Origin of the sequence: Afifella sp. IM 167 (genome assembly GCF_020144925.1) — a bacterium.
Lineage (GTDB): Bacteria > Pseudomonadota > Alphaproteobacteria > Rhizobiales > Afifellaceae > Afifella.
Genome location: NZ_NSLC01000004.1, coordinates 357,348 through 373,634 on the forward strand (window position 1 = coordinate 357,348; position 16,287 = coordinate 373,634).

Genomic DNA, 16,287 nt, shown 5'->3' on the forward strand with positions numbered 1-16,287 from the left:
GAGCATGCAGCTGACAAAGCTCGACAACGGGCTCACCGTCGTCACCGAGACCATGTCGCATCTGGAAAGCGCGGCGATCGGCATCTGGGTCAATGCCGGAACGCGCTCGGAAGAGGACCGCGAGCACGGCATTTCCCACCTGCTCGAGCACATGGCCTTCAAGGGCACGACGCGGCGCACGGCCCGCGATATCGCCGAGACCATCGAATCGGTCGGCGGCGAGATCAACGCCGCCACCTCCATCGACCATACCGCCTTCTATGCGCGGGTCCTCCGGGACGACATCCCGCTCGCCGTCGACGTTCTCTCCGACATCCTCGTCAATTCCACCTTCGCGCCGGAAGAGCTGGCGCGCGAGCGCCACGTCATCCTGCAGGAGATCGGCGCGGTGCTCGACACGCCCGACGATCTCGTCTTCGACCATTTCCAGGCCTCGGCCTATCCGGACCAGCCGATCGGGCGGACCATCCTCGGCGAGGAGGAATCGATCTCGCGCATCACCTCGCAGGATCTGAAGAACTACCTCGCCCGCCACTATCGCGGCGATTCGCTGGTTCTGGCGGCGGCCGGAGCGGTCGACCACAAAGAGATGGTGGCCATGGCCAAAGAGCATCTGTCCGGCCTTGCCCGGGACGGCACGCTCGAGCCGGAGCCCGCCCGCTATCTCGGCGGCGAGCGCCGGCTCAGGAAGCGTCTGCAGGAAGCCCAGGTGATCTACGGTTTCGAGGCGCCCTCGCGGCGCTCGGAGCGCTATTTCGCCGGCCGCCTCGTCGGCACCATCCTCGGCGACGGCATGGCCTCGCGCCTCTTCCAGAGCGTGCGCGAGGAAAACGGCCTCTGCTACTCGATCTCCGCCTTCCACTGGGCCTTTGCCGATAGCGGCGTCCTCGGCGTCCATACGGCGACATCCAAAGGCGACGTGAAAGCGGCGAATGCGCTCATCATCGAAGAACTGCTGAAAATGACGGACGGCGTGAAGGAGGAGGAACTCGCCCGCGCCAAGGCCCAGATCAAGGCGGGGCTCCTGATGGCGCTCGAAAGCCCGGCCGCCCGCGCCGGCCAGCTCGCCCGCCAGATCATGATCCTCGGCCGGCCGGTGGCTCTCGAAGAGCTCCTCGCCGATCTCGACCGGATGACATCGAAGGACGTCGCGGAAATGGCGCGCGATGCCCTGTCCTCGCCGCTGACGCTGGCCGCCGTCGGCCCGATCGGCGGCCTGCCGGATTCGGCCGCCATCTCCGGCCGCCTGCGCGGCTCCCTTCTCGTCTGAAGGCGGGGCCCGCAAGATGGCCTTTCTACGTCCCATCGCTCCCGGCGATGCCAGCCTTTCGCTCGCCGGGGATGGGATATTCCTCAGAACGCCGCAATTCTCCGACTTTCCCGAATGGTCGGCGCTGAGGGCCAAGAGCCGCGAATTCCTCGCCCCGTGGGAGCCGATCTGGCCATCCGACGACCTGACCCGGTCCGCCTTCCGCCGCCGCATCCGCCGCTACCGGACGGAAATGCGCGAGGACCAGACCTACCCCTTCTTCGTCTTCCGCAATGCCGGCGGCATCCTCGTTGGGGGAATCACGCTCTCCAACGTCACCCGCGGCATGACGCAGGCCGCCACGATCGGCTACTGGATGGGCGAGCCCTATGCCGGCCAGGGGCATATGAGCGCGGCGCTCGGCGCCCTCACGCCCTATGCGTTCAAGACGCTCCGCCTGCACAGGCTGGAGGCCGCTTGCCTTGCCCATAACGCCGCCTCGATCCGCCTCCTCGAAAAGTGCGGTTTTCAGCGCGAAGGACTTTCGCGCGGCCTCGTCTGCATCGCCGGACGGTGGCAGGACCACATCCGCTTCGCCCGGCTCGCGAGCGACGACTGATCGCTTCAGGTTGTGCGAAAGCGCTCCGCGGATTAGACATTTGCGACCTGATTTTAACGGTCCATGGCAAGAGGCATGAACGTTTGCGCCTGATCCGCCACACCCTCTCGATCCTGCTCCTCGCCGCCGCGCTTGCCGGCCTTGCAAGGCCTGCCTCGGCGCTGGAGGCGATCGAGGTGCCCCGGGGCGGCGCCACGCTCGACCTCACCGACGCCGTCGAGCATTATTCCTCCGACACCGACCGCCTGCAGGTCTCGACCGCTCCCGGCGCCGACGGCATCGTGCGGCGCATCGAGGTGCGCTCGCAGCTCGGTCCCGGCCCGTCCGACTGGCTGGTCTTCGCGCTGGCCAATACCTCCGACGAGCAGATCGACCGCCTTCTGGTGGCGCCGCACTACCGGCTCGTCGGCTCGGGCGTGCTCTCGCCCGATCTCGGCTCGGTGCGCCTCATCGCCGTGACGCCTTCGGAGGGCTTTGCGCCGGATCAGCTGAAGGAGCCGGGTTCGGATGTCTTCCGGATCACGCTCGATCCGGGCGCCGTCGTCACCTACATCGCCGAGACCTCCTCGCCCCGGATGACGGAGCTGCATCTGTGGGAGCCGCAGGCCTACGAGGCGAACGTCAACTCCTTCACCCTCTTCCGCGGCATCGTGCTCGGCATTGCGGGGCTCCTGGCGCTCTTCCTGACGGTGCTCTTCGTGGTGCGCGGCACGGCGATGTTCCCCGCCTCCGCCATCCTCGCCTGGGCCGTCTTCGGCTATATCGCGCTTGATTTCGGCGTCATCGGCCAGGTGTTCGGCATCGGCCCGGAGAGCCTGCAGGCCTGGCGTGCGGCGGTCGAAGTGCTTCTGTCGCTGGCGCTTACGGTCTTCCTCTTCACCTACCTGCATCTGCATCGCTGGCACATCCGCTACGCCCATCTCACCGGCATCTGGCTGATCGTGCTGATTGCCCTTCTCGGCATCATCCTGATCGATCCGACGACCGCGGCCGGTATTGCCCGCCTTTCGCTCGCCGCCACCGTTCTCCTCGGCCTCGGGGTGATCGCCTATCTGGCGCTGCGTGGCTTCGACCGGGCGATCATGCTGGTGCCGTCCTGGGCGATCCTTCTCTTCTGGCTGGTGATGGCCTGGCTCGCCGTCTCGGGCCGGGTCGACAATCCCTCCATCCAGCCGGCGCTGGCGGGCGGCCTCGTGCTTCTCGTCATGCTCATCGCCTTCACCATCATGCAGCACGCCTTCGCCGGCGGCGGGCTGGCGCACGGCATCGTCAGCGACGCCGAGCAGAAGGCGCTCGCCCTCGTCGGCGCGGGGCACGCGATCTGGGACTGGGACGTGGCGCGCGACCGCATCGAGATCGGCCGCGAGATCGAAAACGTTCTCGGCCTGAAGCGGGGGGCGCTGGAAGGCCCGGCACGCAACTGGCTCGGCACGCTGCACCCGGCGGACCGGGACCGCTTCCGCGCCGTGCTCGACGCGGTGATCGCGCAGCGCCGCGGGCGCATCAACCAGACCTTCCGGATGCGCGCCGCCGACGGGCGCTTCCTGTGGTTCCAGCTCAAGGCCCGCCCGATCGTCGGGGCCGACGGCGAGGTGATGCGCTGCTCCGGCACGCTCGCCGACATCACCGAGGCGCGCCTGGCGGAGGACCGGCTGCTGCACGACGCCATCTTCGACAACCTGACGGGCCTGCCGAACCGCCAGCTCTTCCTCGACCGCGTCGAGCAGGCGCTGCTTCTGGCCGAGGCGAGTTCCGGCCCCTATCCCGCCATCGTCTCGCTCGACCTCGACGATTTCCACAAGGTGAACCAGAAGAGCGGCACCTTCATCGGCGATTCGGTGCTCCTGGCCATCTCGCGGCGCCTATCGCGCCTCATCGCGCCGGCGGATACGCTCGCAAGGCTGGGCGGCGACGGCTTCGCCGTCCTCACCCATGCCGCCGCCGACGCCGAGGCGCTGAACGAACTTGCCGATGCGCTGCGCGAGGCGGTGCGGGCGGCGATCCCGATCGGCGACGAAGACATCCGCCTCAGCGCCTCGGCCGGCATCAGCCGCGCCAGCGCCGGGGCCGTGCCGGGCGATATCCTGAAGGACGCGGAGACGGCGAGCTTCGAGGCCAAGCGCCAGGGCGGCGACCGCACGGTCACGCACCGTGCCGGGCAGACGCAAAGGCGCCGGCGCGAGGATCTGGAGACGGATCTCGCAGCGGCCCTCGACGGCGGCGAAATCGACCTCGTCTACCAGCCGATCATCCGCCTTTCCGACAGCTCCGTCGCCGGCTACGAGGCGCTGATGCGCTGGGATCATCCCCGGCGCGGGGCCATCTCGCCGACGGAGTTCATCCCGCTCGCCGAGGAGACCGGGCTCATCCTGCAGCTCGGCGTCTTCACCCTGGAGCGGGCAGCGCGCGACCTCGCCGTCTGGCAGGCGGAAATCCGCAACGGACCGCTGCCTTTCGTCTCCGTCAACGTCTCGAGCCAGCAGCTCCTGCGCCACGACCTCATCAACGACGTGAAGTCGGTTCTGACGCGATCGGGCGTTGCCCCGGAGACGCTGAAGCTGGAAGTCACCGAATCGCTGTTCATGCAGAATCCGGATTTCGCCGCGCGGGTGCTGGAAGAGATCCGCCGACTCGGGGCGAGCCTGGCGCTCGACGATTTCGGCACCGGCCATTCGGCGCTTTCCTACCTGCAACGCTTCCCCTTCGACACGATCAAGGTCGACCGCGCCTTCGTCGCCAGCAATGGCTCGGCGAACCGGCCGGTCATCCTGCGCTCGATCGTGAACCTTGCCCACGAGCTCGGCATGGACGTGATCGCAGAAGGGGCGGAATCGGAGACCGATGTCGGCGAGCTGGTGCAGCTCGGCTGCGAGTTCGTGCAGGGCTATCTCTATGGCCGGCCGATCTCCTCGCAGATGGCGCACCAGATGGCCAAGGCCTCGCGCCCGCTGGCGCGCTCCGCCTAGGGAGCTTCAGAGCGGAGGGGCAGCGCTCTCAGGCGTGACCGGAAAGAGAGGAGAGGCGACCTTCCGCGACGCCGATCTTGGAGAGGGCGCGGTCGTATTTCGTCTCCATCTCGGCATCGAAGAGAATCTGCTTGTCGGCCGGGCTATTGAGCCAGCCGTTCGACTGGATCTCCGTCTCCAGCTGCCCCGGCGCCCAGCCGGCATAACCGAGGGCGAGAAGCGCCTCGGCGGGGCCGTGGCCCTCGGCGATGGCGCGCAGCACGTCGAGCGTCGCCGTCAGGCAGACCTCGTCGGAAATCGGCAGCGTCGCATCTTCCAGGAAAAAGTCGCAGGAATGCAGGACGAAGCCCCGGCCCGTTTCGACCGGCCCGCCGCGATGCACGCGGATCTGCTCGACTTCCTTCTCCGCCTCGTAGGTGATCGGCTCGCCGATTTCGAGCTGGGAGAGGAGATCGCGGAAGGAGATTTCCGGCGCCAGCTTGTTGATGACGATGCCCATCGCGCCCTGCTCGGAATGGGCGCACAGATAGATCACCGTCCGCTCGAACCGCTTGTCGCCCATGGTGGGCATGGCGATGAGGAACTGTCCGTCGAGAAAGCCGCTCTTGGCGTTGGCCGTTGTCATTTTGCGATGGTAGCAACGGCAGCGTGGATTGAACAGGCTGAGCGGCGCCGCGCCTCACCAAGATATGACCCCTTGCGACGAGAACGGCCTCGCCCTCCCGGGCCTCAGGAGGCAATCTCTATCGATGCTGTCACATGCTCTCGCAGCGGCGCTCGCGCTCGTTTCCGCCGCCCTTTTCGTCGTTCCCGACAATGCGGCCGCTGAGACGTCCGCCTGGTCGCAGGGCGACGAATCGCGCCTTCGCCTCATTGCGGCGCCGCTAAAGGACGGCACGCTCGGCGCGGCGATCGAGATCGAGCTCACCGGCGGCTGGCACACCTACTGGCGCACGCCGGGGGACGCGGGCATCCCGCCGCAATTCGATTTCTCCGCCTCGGAGAATCTCGCCTCCGTGCAGGTGCTCTATCCGGCGCCGGAACGCTACGACGACGGCACCAGCGTCTCGAACGTCTATCATGACGGCGTGGTGCTGCCGCTCAACCTCTCCCCCACGGATGCGACAAAGCCGATGACGCTGCGCCTTTCGGCCTTCTACGGCGTCTGCCGCGAGGTCTGCATTCCCGCCGAGGGCTCGGCCGAGCTCACGGTGCCCGAAGAACCACAGGCGGATGCCCGCGCGCGCATCGCCATCGCCGCGGCCCTGGCGCGCGTGCCCCGCCCCAGCCCCGGCGAGGATCTTGCCATCGGCCCGGTGAAGCTTTCCGGCGAGACGGCCGAATTCACCGTCACGGCCGAGGGCGCGGGCCGCGCGCCCGTCGTCTTCGCCGAGGGGCCGGAGAGCTGGTTCCTGCCGCAGCCGGAGATGGTGTCCGGCGAGGACGGCACCTTCCTCTACCGCCTGCCGCTCGAGGGAAGGCCAAAGGGAGCCTCGCTCTCCGGCGCGGCGCTCACCCTGACCGCCGTTCTCGGCGGGCACGCGGTGGAGCTGCATAGCGACCTTCCCTGAGCCCGCCTTTCTTTCGCCCGCAGCACGCGCGGCGCTTCAAACGCGGTTCGATCGCCCTACCTTAGGCGCTCTGATCCCGGCTTGCCGGGACGCAGCCCGACACCAATCGCGAAATCCACTGGAGACGCACCATGAGCCTTTCTGCCGGCGACCGCATTCCCGACGCCACCTTCTTCGTGTCCGGCGAGAGCGGGCCTGAAAAGCGCACCGCCGCCGAGATCTTCAACGGCCGCAAGGTGGTGCTCTTCGGGGTTCCCGGCGCCTATACGCCGACCTGCCAGAACAAGCATCTGCCGGGCTTTTTGGAGCATTACGACGCGATCCTCGCCAAGGGCGTCGACGAGATCGTCCTCGTCGCGGTGAACGACCCGTTCGTGCTGAAGGCCTGGGCCGAATCGACCGGCGCCAAGGGCAAGGTCAGCTTCGTCTCCGACGGCAACGCCGAATTCGCCAAGGCGGCCGGCCTCGACATGGACGGATCGGGCGTCGGCCTCGGCACGCGCATCAAGCGCTTCGCCGCGGTGGTCGATGACGGTACCGTCAAGACGATCCTCGTGGAGGATTCCCCCGGACAGGCCGACAAATCCTCGGCGGCCTCCATCATGGAAGCGCTGTGAGGGCTTCTGCCCGGCCCTGAAGCAAATCTCAGGCGGCGGGAGATTTCCCGCCGTCTTTGGGGCGCGCCGGCTTGAAGGGCGCCATGGCGGCGCGGGCGAGCGCATCGACGCGCTCGTTCATCTCGTCGCCGGCATGGCCGCGCACCCATTTCCATTCGATCTCGTGAGGACCGAGCGCGGCCACCAGATCCTGCCAGAGCTCGGCGTTCTTCACCGGCTTCTTGGCCGCCGTCTTCCAGCCGTTCTTCTGCCAGGAATGCACCCATTTGGTGATGCCGTCGCGCAGATACTGGCTGTCGGTGTTGAGCGTGACGCGCGAGGGCCTGGTCAAGGCCTTCAGCGCCTCGATGGCGGCCTTCAGCTCCATGCGGTTGTTGGTCGTCGAGGCCTCGCCGCCGGAGACCTCCCTCTCCTTGCCGCGATATTGCAGGACCGCCGCCCAGCCGCCCGGCCCGGGATTGCCGGAGCAGGCGCCGTCGGTGTGGATCACCACCTTCTCCCCCGCCCCGTCCGCGGCGCTCAAAGGTCGATCCCGTAGGCGCTGGCGGATGCGACCTGGCGATGAAAGCGAAGTTTGCGCACGTATTCTCCCGGATCCTTGCGAGTGACGAAGGCCCCCGGGGGGGTGGTGTTCCAGTCGTAAAGCCGCGTCAAGAGGAAGCGCAGGGCCGCGCCCCGCGCCAGCACGGGCAGCGCCGCTCGTTCGGCCGGAAGTAGCGGCCGCTTTGCCTCATAGGCGGAAAGAAGAGCCCTGCCCTTGGTGACGTTGAAGGTCGCGTCCGGCTCGAAGCACCAGGCGTTGAGGCAGATGGCGACGTCGTAGGCGAGAAAGTCGTTGCAGGCGAAATAGAAGTCGATCAGCCCGGAAAGGGCGTCGCCGAGAAAGAAGACGTTGTCCGGGAAGAGATCGGCATGGATGACGCCGAAGGGAAGGCCGGCCGGCCATTCGGCCTCCAGCGCATCGAGCTCCGACGAGACGAGGTCGTGCAGCGCCGCATCCTCCTGGCCGCAGGCCGCGTCGCGCGCCTTTTCGTAGAGCGGGCGCCAGTCGGCGAGCGCCAGCGCGTTCGCCCGGCGCATCGGAAAGTCCCTGCCCGCCTCGTGCATGGCGGCGAGCGCCCCGCCGACGCCGGCGCAGTGCATCACCCGGGGCCGGCGCACGCCCATCCCGTCGAGGAAGGAGATAATGGCGGCGGGCCGGCCGGCCAGCTCGCGCAGGGCCTTGCCGTCCCTTGCCTTCACCGGCAGCGGACAATCGATGCCGCGATCGGAAAGATGCTGCATCAGCGACAGGAAGAACGGCAGGTCCTCGCGCTTCACCCGCCGCTCGTAGAGCGTCAGGATGAAGAAGCCGGCCTCGGTATGCAGAAGGTAGTTGGAGTTCTCCACGCCCTCGGCGATGCCCTTGAAGGCAAGCACGCCGCCGAGATCGTAATCCTTCAGGAAAGCCTCGAGCTCGCCGTCCCCGATCTCGGTATAGACTGCCACGGTTGCGGCTTACGCGGCCTGTTCGCGCAGGGTGCGCGGCAGGAGGAAGGTGATGTCCTCCTCGGCCGTCGTCACCAGCTCCACCTTCACCTCGAAGCGCTGGCGGAAGGCCTCCACGACCTCCTCCACCAGAAGCTCCGGCGCCGAAGCCCCGGCGGTCAGGCCGATATCGGCAACGCCTTCAAGGTCGGTCCAGTCGATCTCGGCCGCGCCACGGATCAGCGTCGCCCGCGGGCAGCCGCTGCGCTCCGCGACTTCCACGAGGCGGCGGGAATTGGACGAGTTCGGCGCGCCGACGACGAGCATGCGCTCCACCTTGGGGGCGACGGCCTTGACGGCCGCCTGACGGTTGGTGGTGGCGTAGCAGATGTCGCCCTTCTGCGGGCCGGTGATCTCGGGAAAGCGCTCCTGGAGGATCTCGACCATCTCGGCCGTGTCGTCGACGGAGAGCGTCGTCTGGCTGATCCAGGCAAGGTTGGAGGGATCGCGCGGGGTGAAGGCGCGCGCGTCCTGCGGCGTCTCGATCAGCGTGATGGAGCCAGGCTCCAGCTGCCCCATCGTGCCTTCCACCTCGGGGTGGCCGGCATGGCCGATGAGGACGATCTCGCGGCCGCGGCGCTCGTGCAGGATCGCTTCCTTGTGCACCTTGGAGACGAGCGGGCAGGTGGCGTCGAGATAGAGCATGTTGCGGCCCTCGGCCGCCTGCGGGACGCTCTTGGGCACGCCATGGGCCGAGAAGATCACCGGCTGCCCGGTCTGCGGCACCTCGTCGAGCTCTTCGACGAAAATCGCCCCCTTCTCCTTCAGGCTGTCGACCACGAAGCGGTTATGGACGATCTCATGGCGCACATAGACAGGCGCGCCATAGCGGCGGAGCGCCTCCTCCACGACCTGGATGGCGCGGTCGACGCCGGCACAAAAGCCGCGCGGGGCGCAGAGATGGAGCGTGATCCTGGGCTTATGCATGATCGAAATCCCTTTGCCGGGAAGTAGGTTGCGAGCCTAGAGGAAGTCAAGCGCCGCAAACAGCGCAGCTGCAATGCCTCTCATGGCCTGCGCCGGCGGGCACCCACCGCGTAGGAGAGGAAGACGACCACCAGGGCGACGGCAAGACCATACCATGTCAGCGCGTATTGCAGGTGGTTGTTGGGAAAGAGCATGCGCGTTTCTCCCGCCTGCGGCAGCTCCGGCCCCTCTTCGGAGCGCAGGAGATCGAGCGTGACGGGGGCGAGCCTGCCCGTCAGGTTCTCGGCGGCGGAGATCGCTTCGATGGAGCGGGAGAAGAAGAGGTCCTCGCCCGGCTTGTTCTCCGGCGTCAGCCAGGTCGGCGGATCGTCGGGGCGGATGAGGCCGGAAATCTCGATCTCGCCCGAAGGCGGCGGCGCCCATTCAGCGCCGTCCGGCACGAAGCCGCGATTGACCAGGATGACGCCGCCGTCAGCTAGCTCGAAGGGCGTCATGATCCAGGCGCCGGGGCCGGAAGCCGGGCCACGGGCCTCGTCGGAGGGCAGCGAGGTGAAGACCCGCACCTCCTTGGCGGCAAGGTAGCGGCCGGAAAGGACGACCCGGCGGTATTCGTTCGCAGCCGCGTCCGGCTGGAAGATCACCGCGGCCGGCAAAGGCGGCATGGCCGGCCTCTCGGCGACGCGCGCGATCAGATCTTCCTTCCAGGCGAGGCGGCGGACCTGCCAGTTGCCGAGCGAGACGAGGATCGCGATGGCGACGAGCGCGACGATGCCGGTGACAACGAGGCGGACGGGACCAGCCCTGCGCGCGGTCCCTTCAGCCGTGCCGTCCTCCGCGCTCATCGCGCCGAACGGTCGATCTCGCCCTCTTTGGCCTTATTGGCGAATTGCAGGGCGATGGCCAGTCCCTTCAGGGGACGCAGAAGGATCAGCGCGAAGAAGATGATCGCCGGAGGCCAGAGAAGGATATGGACCCAGAAGGGCGGCGAATAGGCGAGTTCCACCAGAACCGCCGCACCTGCGATCAGGAAGCCGATGAAGGTCATGGCAAAAAAGGCCGGGCCATCGGCGGAATCGGCGAAGCCGAGATCGAGACCGCAGACCGGGCAAGCCTTCTTGAGCTTCAGGAAGCCGTTGAAGATGCCGCCCTTTCCGCATCGCGGGCAGCGCCCGCGAAGGCCGGTGGTGACCGGCTCCGGCGGGACAGGCGGCACATTCGAAATCGACATGAACACTCCGGGCGCAATCGCGCCCTTGCTGTTGACGGAAGGCGCGGGAGGCGCCCTGCCCTTACTCCATCACCGCGCCGGCCGAGCCCCACACGTAGATGCAGGAGAAGAGGAACAGCCAGACGACGTCGACGAAGTGCCAGTACCAGGCGGCTGCTTCGAAACCGAAGTGCTTCTGCGGCGTGAAATCGCCGCGCAAGGCACGCACCAGGCAGACGATCAGGAAGATCGTGCCGACGATGACGTGGAAGCCGTGGAAGCCGGTCGCCATGAAGAAGGTCGAACCGTAGATATTGCCGCCGAAGGAGAAGGCGGCGTGGGCGTATTCGTAGGCCTGCACGAAGCTGAACAGGATGCCGAGAACGATCGTCGCGATCAGGCCGTTGATCAGGCCGCGCCGGTCGCCTTCGAGCAGCGAATGGTGCGCCCAGGTGATCGTCGTGCCGGAGGTGAGCAGGATCAGCGTGTTGATCAGCGGCAGATGCCAGGGATCGAAGACCTCGATGCCCGCAGGCGGCCACTGACCGCCGGTCACCTCGACGCGGGTGTGCTGGATCGCCTCGCCGGCATAGAGGCTGGCGTCGAAATAGGCCCAGAACCAGGCGACGAAGAACATCACCTCCGAGGCGATGAAGAGGATCATGCCATAGCGCAGATGCAGCGAGACGACGCCGGTGTGAAAGCCCTGATGGCTTTCGCGGATGACGTCGCGCCACCAGCCGACCATGGTGAAGATGACGCCGGCGAAGCCCGGAACCACCCAGAAGATCGAGGCGCCCTTCATGGCGGCGATGGCGCCGAGGGCGAGCAGGAATGCCGAGAGCGCGCCGATCGCGGGCCAGGGGCTCGGGTCCACCAGATGATAGTCGTGTGATTTGGCGTGGGCCTCGGCCATTTTTTCCTCTTTCTCTTTCACGTCCGCGGCAGGCGCAGGATGTTCCTCTGTGCCCGCGTGCGGGGCAGTCTCATCGTTGACGGCGCCCGATTCGGGCGTTGCCCCGACCATCACAGCTTCTCGGTCGGCTTTGCGCCGCCCGCCGCCGCCACCGGCTTGGCCGGGCGATCCGGCTCCTGCGGGAAGAAGGTGTAGGACAGGGTGACCGTCGTCACCGGCTTCATGTCACTGTCGTCCATCAGCGCGGGATCCAGGAAGAACTGCACGCCCATCTCCGTACTCTCGCCGGGCTCGAGCGTCTGCTGGGTGAAGCAGAAGCAGGCGATCTTGTTGAAGTAGGCGCCGCTCTGGTCCGGAGCGACGTTGAACACGGCCGCCCCTGTCGTGGCGTGGTCGGACAGGTTCTCGGCGCGGTAGGTGACGAAATAGGTCTCGCCGACCCTGGCACGGATCGAGGCCTGCTCGGGCTTGAACTTCCAGGGCAGGCCGCCGGCGACGTTGGAATCGAAGCGAACGGTGATCACCCGGTCGAGCACCCTGTCGGCGCCAGCCGTGGCGCGCTGCGTGGTGCCGCCATAGCCGGTGACGGAGCAGAAGAGATAGTAAAGGGGTACCGCCGCATAGGCCGCGCCGACCATGGAGACGGCGACGACACCGAGAAGGGCGGCGAAGAAGAGGTTGCCCCTTGCTTTCTTCCTTACGGTCAAAGCGGCATCTCCGTGACTCCCGGGCCGAGGCGCACCAGCGTGATGACGTAGAAAATCATGACGAGGGCCGCGAGAACGACCGCGATGGCGATCGAACGCCGGCGGCGGCTCTTCTGCTGTTCCTCTGTCAGACGCACGCGATCTTCCAAGGCGATCTCCCTCATCGGCTGGCGACCCAATGGGCCAGGGAGGGCCCGACCGCCGCATCGAGGAGAAGAACCGAAAAGATCGCGAAAAGATAGACGATCGAATAGCCGAAAAGCGCCCGCGCCGCGTGATGACGGTCGGCCTCGCGCTCGCGCAGGACGCCAACGGCCCGCCAGACGAAGAGGCCGCCCAGGACGATGGCGGCGCCGCCGTAGAAGGGCGTGGCGTAGCCGAAGAGGAACGGCGTGACGCCGAGGGGAGCCAGAACCAGCGAATAAGCGAAGATCTGACGCCGCGTCGCCGCATCGCCGACGACGTTCGGCAGCATCGGCACGCCGGCCCGGCCGTAGTCCTCCTTCACGAACAGCGCCAGCGCCCAGAAGTGCGGCGGGGTCCACAGAAAAATGATGAGGAAAAGAAGCACGGGGTAGAGGCCGACATCGCCGGTCACCGCCGCCCATCCGATGATCGGCGGGAGCGCGCCGGCCGCGCCGCCGATGACGATGTTCTGCGCCGTGAAGCGCTTCAGCCACATCGTGTAGACGACGGCGTAGAAGAAGATGGTGAAGGCCAGCAGCGCCGCCGCCAGCCAGTTGACGGCGAGGCCGAGCACCATGACGGAAAAGACCGCAAGGACGAGGCCGAAGCTCTGCGCCTCCACCGCGCTCACCCGGCCACTCGGCACGGGGCGCGTTGCGGTGCGCCGCATCAGGGCGTCGATATCGCCCTCATAGGCCATGTTGAGCACGCCGGACGCACCGGCACCGACGGCGATCGCCAGCAGGCCGATGAAGGCGAGGACCGGATGCAGATGGCCCGGCGCCACGATCATGCCGGTCATGGCGGTGAAGATCACCAGCGACATGACCCGCGGCTTCATCAGATTGAAGAAGTCGCGCGGCTCCGCAAGGGTGACCGCGAGCGGCTCGCCCGGCGCGGCAGTCTGCATGGTAGGTGCGTCACTCAAGAGGTCGGCCTCTTCCTGTTCGTCGATTTGCGGTCCCGCCCGCGCGCTTGCGGCGGACCCGCCCTGTCAGGGTGCCGGCGACCGCCCGAAGGGGCGCACCGGCACGCTTGTCACATTTCGCCTACTTGATCCGCGGCAGCTCTTCCCACTGGTGGAAGGGCGGCGGGGAGGAGAGCTGCCATTCGAGCGTTGTGGCGCCCTCGCCCCAGGGATTGTCGCCGGCGACGCGCTTCTTGGAGAAGGCCTCGATGATCCCGTAGAGGAAGATGAGGACGCCGATACCGGAGAGGTAGGAGCCCCAGGAGGAGACCATGTTCCAGCCCGCAAACGCATCCGGATAGTCGATGTAGCGGCGCGGCATGCCCGCCAGACCCAGAAAATGGTGGGGCATGAAGACCATGTTCACGCCGATGAACGTCACCCAGAAATGGGTTTTGGCGACCCACGAATTGTACATGTAGCCGAACATCTTCGGGAACCAGTAGTACCACCCGCCGAAGATCGCGAAGACGGCGCCGAGCGACAGCACGTAGTGGAAATGGGCCACCACGAAGTAGGTGTCGTGCAGCGAGCGGTCGAGGCCCGCATTGGCGAGCTGGACGCCCGTCACGCCGCCGATGGTGAACAGGAAGATGAAGCCCACGGCCCAGAGCATCGGCGTGCGCATCGAGATCGACCCGCCCCACATCGTCGCGATCCAGGAGAAAATCTTCACGCCCGTCGGCACCGCGATCACCATCGTGGCGAAGGTGAAGTAGGCCTGCGTGTCGACGTCCATGCCCACGGTGTACATGTGGTGGGCCCAGACGATGAAGCCGACGGCGCCGATCGCCACCATGGCGTAGGCCATGCCGAGATAGCCGAAGATCGGCTTCTTGGAGAAGGTCGCCACGATGTGGGAGATGATGCCGAAGCCCGGCAGGATCAGGATGTAGACCTCCGGATGGCCGAAGAACCAGAAGAGGTGCTGGTAGAGGATGGGATCACCACCGCCGGAAGGATCGAAGAAGGTGGTGCCGAAATTGCGGTCCGTCAGAAGCATGGTGATGGCGCCGGCCAGCACCGGCAGGGCCAGCAGCAGCAGGAAAGCCGTCACCAGCACCGACCAGGCGAAGAGCGGCATCTTGTGCAGCGTCATGCCCGGGGCGCGCATGTTGAAAATCGTGGTGATGAAGTTGATCGCGCCGAGGATCGAGGAAACGCCCGCGAGATGGAGCGCGAGGATGGCGAAATCCATCGCCGGCCCCGGCGAGCCGTAGGTCGACAGCGGCGGATAGATCGTCCAGCCCTGACCGGCGCCGTAGCCGCCCGGATTGCCCGGCACGAACATCGAGATGAGCAGAAGAAGGAAGGCCGGCGGCAGCAGCCAGAAGGAGATGTTGTTCATGCGCGGGAAGGCCATGTCCGGCGCCCCGATCATGATCGGCACGAACCAGTTGCCGTAGCCGCCGATCATCGCCGGCATCACCATGAAGAAGATCATGATGAGGCCGTGCGCGGTGGTGAAGACGTTGTACATCTGCTTGCCGCCGTCGAGAGCGGCACCGGCGTCGTAGCCGTAGACCATCTGCGCCAGACCGGTGAAGATCTGGATGCCGGGCTCCTGCAGCTCCATGCGCATGAGGATGGAGAGCGCGCCACCGATGATCCCCGCCATGATGGCGAAGATCAGGTACATCGTGCCGATGTCCTTGTGGTTGGTGGAGTAGACGTAGCGCTTCCAGCCCGTCGGATGGGCGTGGGAATCGTGAACGGCAGCAGTTGCCATCAGTGGGTCCTTCCTCTTTTTCGGTCGCGGACGGCGCTCAGCGAGAGGCGAGCTGCGCGGCCTCACTGTCGGTATCGGTTTCAGCGTTCGCGGCGGCCTTGGCGCCGGCTTCCTCGATCATGCTGGCGAGCGTCGCGTTCGCCTTGCCGAGATCGGCGGTCGCCTCTCCCGCCCAGGTGCCGAACTGCTCCTTGGAAACCACCTGGATGGCCGCCGGCATGAAAGCGTGATCCTTGCCGCAGAGCTCGGAGCACTGACCGTAATAGACGCCCTCGCGGTCGGCCTTGAAATAGGTCTCGTTCAGGCGGCCCGGCACGGCGTCGATCTTCACGGCGAAGGAGGGCATGGCGAAGGAGTGGATGACGTCGGCGCCCGTCACCTGAAGGCGGACATAGGTGTCGACGGGAACCACCATGGCGTTGTCGACGGACAGGTTGCGCACGCCGTTCTCGCCTAGCTCGTCATCGGGGACCATGAAGGCGTCGAAGCCGATATCGCCGGTGATGCCGTTCGACTTGCTGTCCTCGTCGACCCCGTACTCGTAGCTCCAGTACCACTGATGGCCGGTGACCTTCACGGTCAGGAACTTGTCGGTCTGCGGGTTGTAGTCGGCGTAGATCTTGGAGGGATCGAACTCGCCGTAGAGAAGGCGGAAGGACGGCACCGCGATCGCCACCAGCACGAAGACCGGCAGGACCGTCCAGAGGACCTCCACCAGCGTGTTGTGCGAGAACCGCGCCGGAACCGGGTTGCGGCGATGGCCGAAGCGGAACACCGCCCAGGCAATCAGGCCGAAGACGAAGACGCAGATCGCGATCATGATGATCAGCGTGTACCAGGCGAACCAGTCGACATATTCGGCCACGCCCGTCGCGGCCGTCTGCATGTGGATCTGCCAGGGGAAGGGACCGTTCTCTGCCGGCTGGGCAAGCGTGACCGTGCCCATCGCCATGAGCCCGATTGCCGCCGAGCAGGCCCAAGCGAAACACCTCGCCAGAACTTTCATCAATGCCTTCTCCGTCTGTTGCGTCACCTGCAACGCGCTTCGATCCAGCGCAGTTGCGGCAGCGGCGTAGTGCCGCATTGGCGGGCGCGCCGC

At 66.6% G+C, this 16,287-nt stretch carries 17 protein-coding genes; 5 read left to right on the plus strand and 12 right to left on the minus strand.

The features are described 5' to 3' along the window. Nucleotides 1–4: 4 nt before the first annotated feature. The 3 genes from CLD20_RS09275 to CLD20_RS09285 all read left to right on the plus strand — a co-directional run bounded on the left by CLD20_RS09275 (nt 5) and on the right by CLD20_RS09285 (nt 4,834). On the plus strand, nt 5–1,270 hold the full coding sequence (locus tag CLD20_RS09275) for a M16 family metallopeptidase (RefSeq protein ID WP_370636846.1): 1,266 nt from the start codon (nt 5–7) through the stop codon (nt 1,268–1,270). Between the two features lie 16 nt (nt 1,271–1,286). Further along, nucleotides 1,287–1,868: a GNAT family N-acetyltransferase gene (locus CLD20_RS09280; protein ID WP_224406335.1), complete on the plus strand. Its 582-nt coding sequence runs from the start codon at nt 1,287–1,289 to the stop codon at nt 1,866–1,868. An 83-nt stretch (nt 1,869–1,951) separates the two neighbouring features. Next, the gene (locus tag CLD20_RS09285; protein WP_224406336.1) at nt 1,952–4,834 is read left to right on the plus strand and encodes an EAL domain-containing protein; all 2,883 of its coding nucleotides are present in this window, start codon (nt 1,952–1,954) and stop codon (nt 4,832–4,834) included. A 28-nt stretch (nt 4,835–4,862) separates the two neighbouring features. On the opposite strand, the gene CLD20_RS09290 is transcribed toward CLD20_RS09285, so the two are convergent. Further along, a complete protein-coding gene (locus CLD20_RS09290) occupies nt 4,863–5,459 on the minus strand; it encodes a YqgE/AlgH family protein (protein WP_224406337.1) in 597 nt (198 codons plus the stop codon). A gap of 124 nt (nt 5,460–5,583) precedes the next feature. Between CLD20_RS09290 and CLD20_RS09295 the strand changes: the two genes are divergently transcribed. Further along, nucleotides 5,584–6,405, plus strand: a complete 822-nt coding sequence (locus CLD20_RS09295) for a protein-disulfide reductase DsbD domain-containing protein (RefSeq protein WP_224406338.1) — start codon at nt 5,584–5,586, stop codon at nt 6,403–6,405. A 131-nt stretch (nt 6,406–6,536) separates the two neighbouring features. After that, on the plus strand, nt 6,537–7,022 hold the full coding sequence (locus tag CLD20_RS09300) for a peroxiredoxin (protein ID WP_224406339.1): 486 nt from the start codon (nt 6,537–6,539) through the stop codon (nt 7,020–7,022). Nucleotides 7,023–7,050: 28 nt separating this feature from the next. Here CLD20_RS09300 and rnhA read toward each other — a convergent pair whose 3' ends face one another. The 11 genes from rnhA to coxB all read right to left on the minus strand — a co-directional run bounded on the left by rnhA (nt 7,051) and on the right by coxB (nt 16,140). Next, nucleotides 7,051–7,545 carry a ribonuclease HI gene (gene rnhA, locus CLD20_RS09305; protein ID WP_224406340.1) on the minus strand — a complete coding sequence of 165 codons (495 nt, stop codon included), beginning with the start codon at nt 7,543–7,545 and terminating at the stop codon, nt 7,051–7,053. Next, complete coding sequence (locus CLD20_RS09310; protein ID WP_224406341.1) at nt 7,542–8,510, minus strand: homoserine kinase; 969 nt, start codon at nt 8,508–8,510, stop codon at nt 7,542–7,544. Before CLD20_RS09310 ends, rnhA begins: the two co-directional genes overlap by 4 nt. A 9-nt stretch (nt 8,511–8,519) precedes the next feature. After that, nucleotides 8,520–9,476, minus strand: coding sequence for a 4-hydroxy-3-methylbut-2-enyl diphosphate reductase (gene ispH, locus CLD20_RS09315; RefSeq protein ID WP_224406342.1), 957 nt, complete (start codon nt 9,474–9,476; stop codon nt 8,520–8,522). An 80-nt stretch (nt 9,477–9,556) separates the two neighbouring features. After that, nucleotides 9,557–10,318 carry an SURF1 family protein gene (locus CLD20_RS09320; protein WP_224406343.1) on the minus strand — a complete coding sequence of 254 codons (762 nt, stop codon included), beginning with the start codon at nt 10,316–10,318 and terminating at the stop codon, nt 9,557–9,559. Beyond that, nucleotides 10,315–10,704: a DUF983 domain-containing protein gene (locus CLD20_RS09325; RefSeq protein ID WP_224406344.1), complete on the minus strand. Its 390-nt coding sequence runs from the start codon at nt 10,702–10,704 to the stop codon at nt 10,315–10,317. The genes CLD20_RS09320 and CLD20_RS09325 overlap by 4 nt, the downstream gene beginning before the upstream one ends. Nucleotides 10,705–10,765: 61 nt before the next feature. Continuing rightward, a complete protein-coding gene (locus CLD20_RS09330; protein WP_224406345.1) occupies nt 10,766–11,599 on the minus strand; it encodes a cytochrome c oxidase subunit 3 in 834 nt (277 codons plus the stop codon). A gap of 110 nt (nt 11,600–11,709) precedes the next feature. After that, nucleotides 11,710–12,306, minus strand: coding sequence for a cytochrome c oxidase assembly protein (locus tag CLD20_RS09335; protein ID WP_224406346.1), 597 nt, complete (start codon nt 12,304–12,306; stop codon nt 11,710–11,712). Then, on the minus strand, nt 12,303–12,455 hold the full coding sequence (locus CLD20_RS09340; protein ID WP_224406426.1) for a hypothetical protein: 153 nt from the start codon (nt 12,453–12,455) through the stop codon (nt 12,303–12,305). Before CLD20_RS09340 ends, CLD20_RS09335 begins: the two co-directional genes overlap by 4 nt. Before the next feature lie 11 nt (nt 12,456–12,466). Further along, complete coding sequence (locus CLD20_RS09345) at nt 12,467–13,402, minus strand: heme o synthase (protein ID WP_224406421.1); 936 nt, start codon at nt 13,400–13,402, stop codon at nt 12,467–12,469. Nucleotides 13,403–13,541: 139 nt separating this feature from the next. Then, complete coding sequence (ctaD, locus tag CLD20_RS09350; RefSeq protein ID WP_224406347.1) at nt 13,542–15,188, minus strand: cytochrome c oxidase subunit I; 1,647 nt, start codon at nt 15,186–15,188, stop codon at nt 13,542–13,544. Nucleotides 15,189–15,225: 37 nt separating this feature from the next. Then, complete coding sequence (coxB, locus tag CLD20_RS09355) at nt 15,226–16,140, minus strand: cytochrome c oxidase subunit II (protein ID WP_224406348.1); 915 nt, start codon at nt 16,138–16,140, stop codon at nt 15,226–15,228. Nucleotides 16,141–16,287 lie beyond the last annotated feature (147 nt).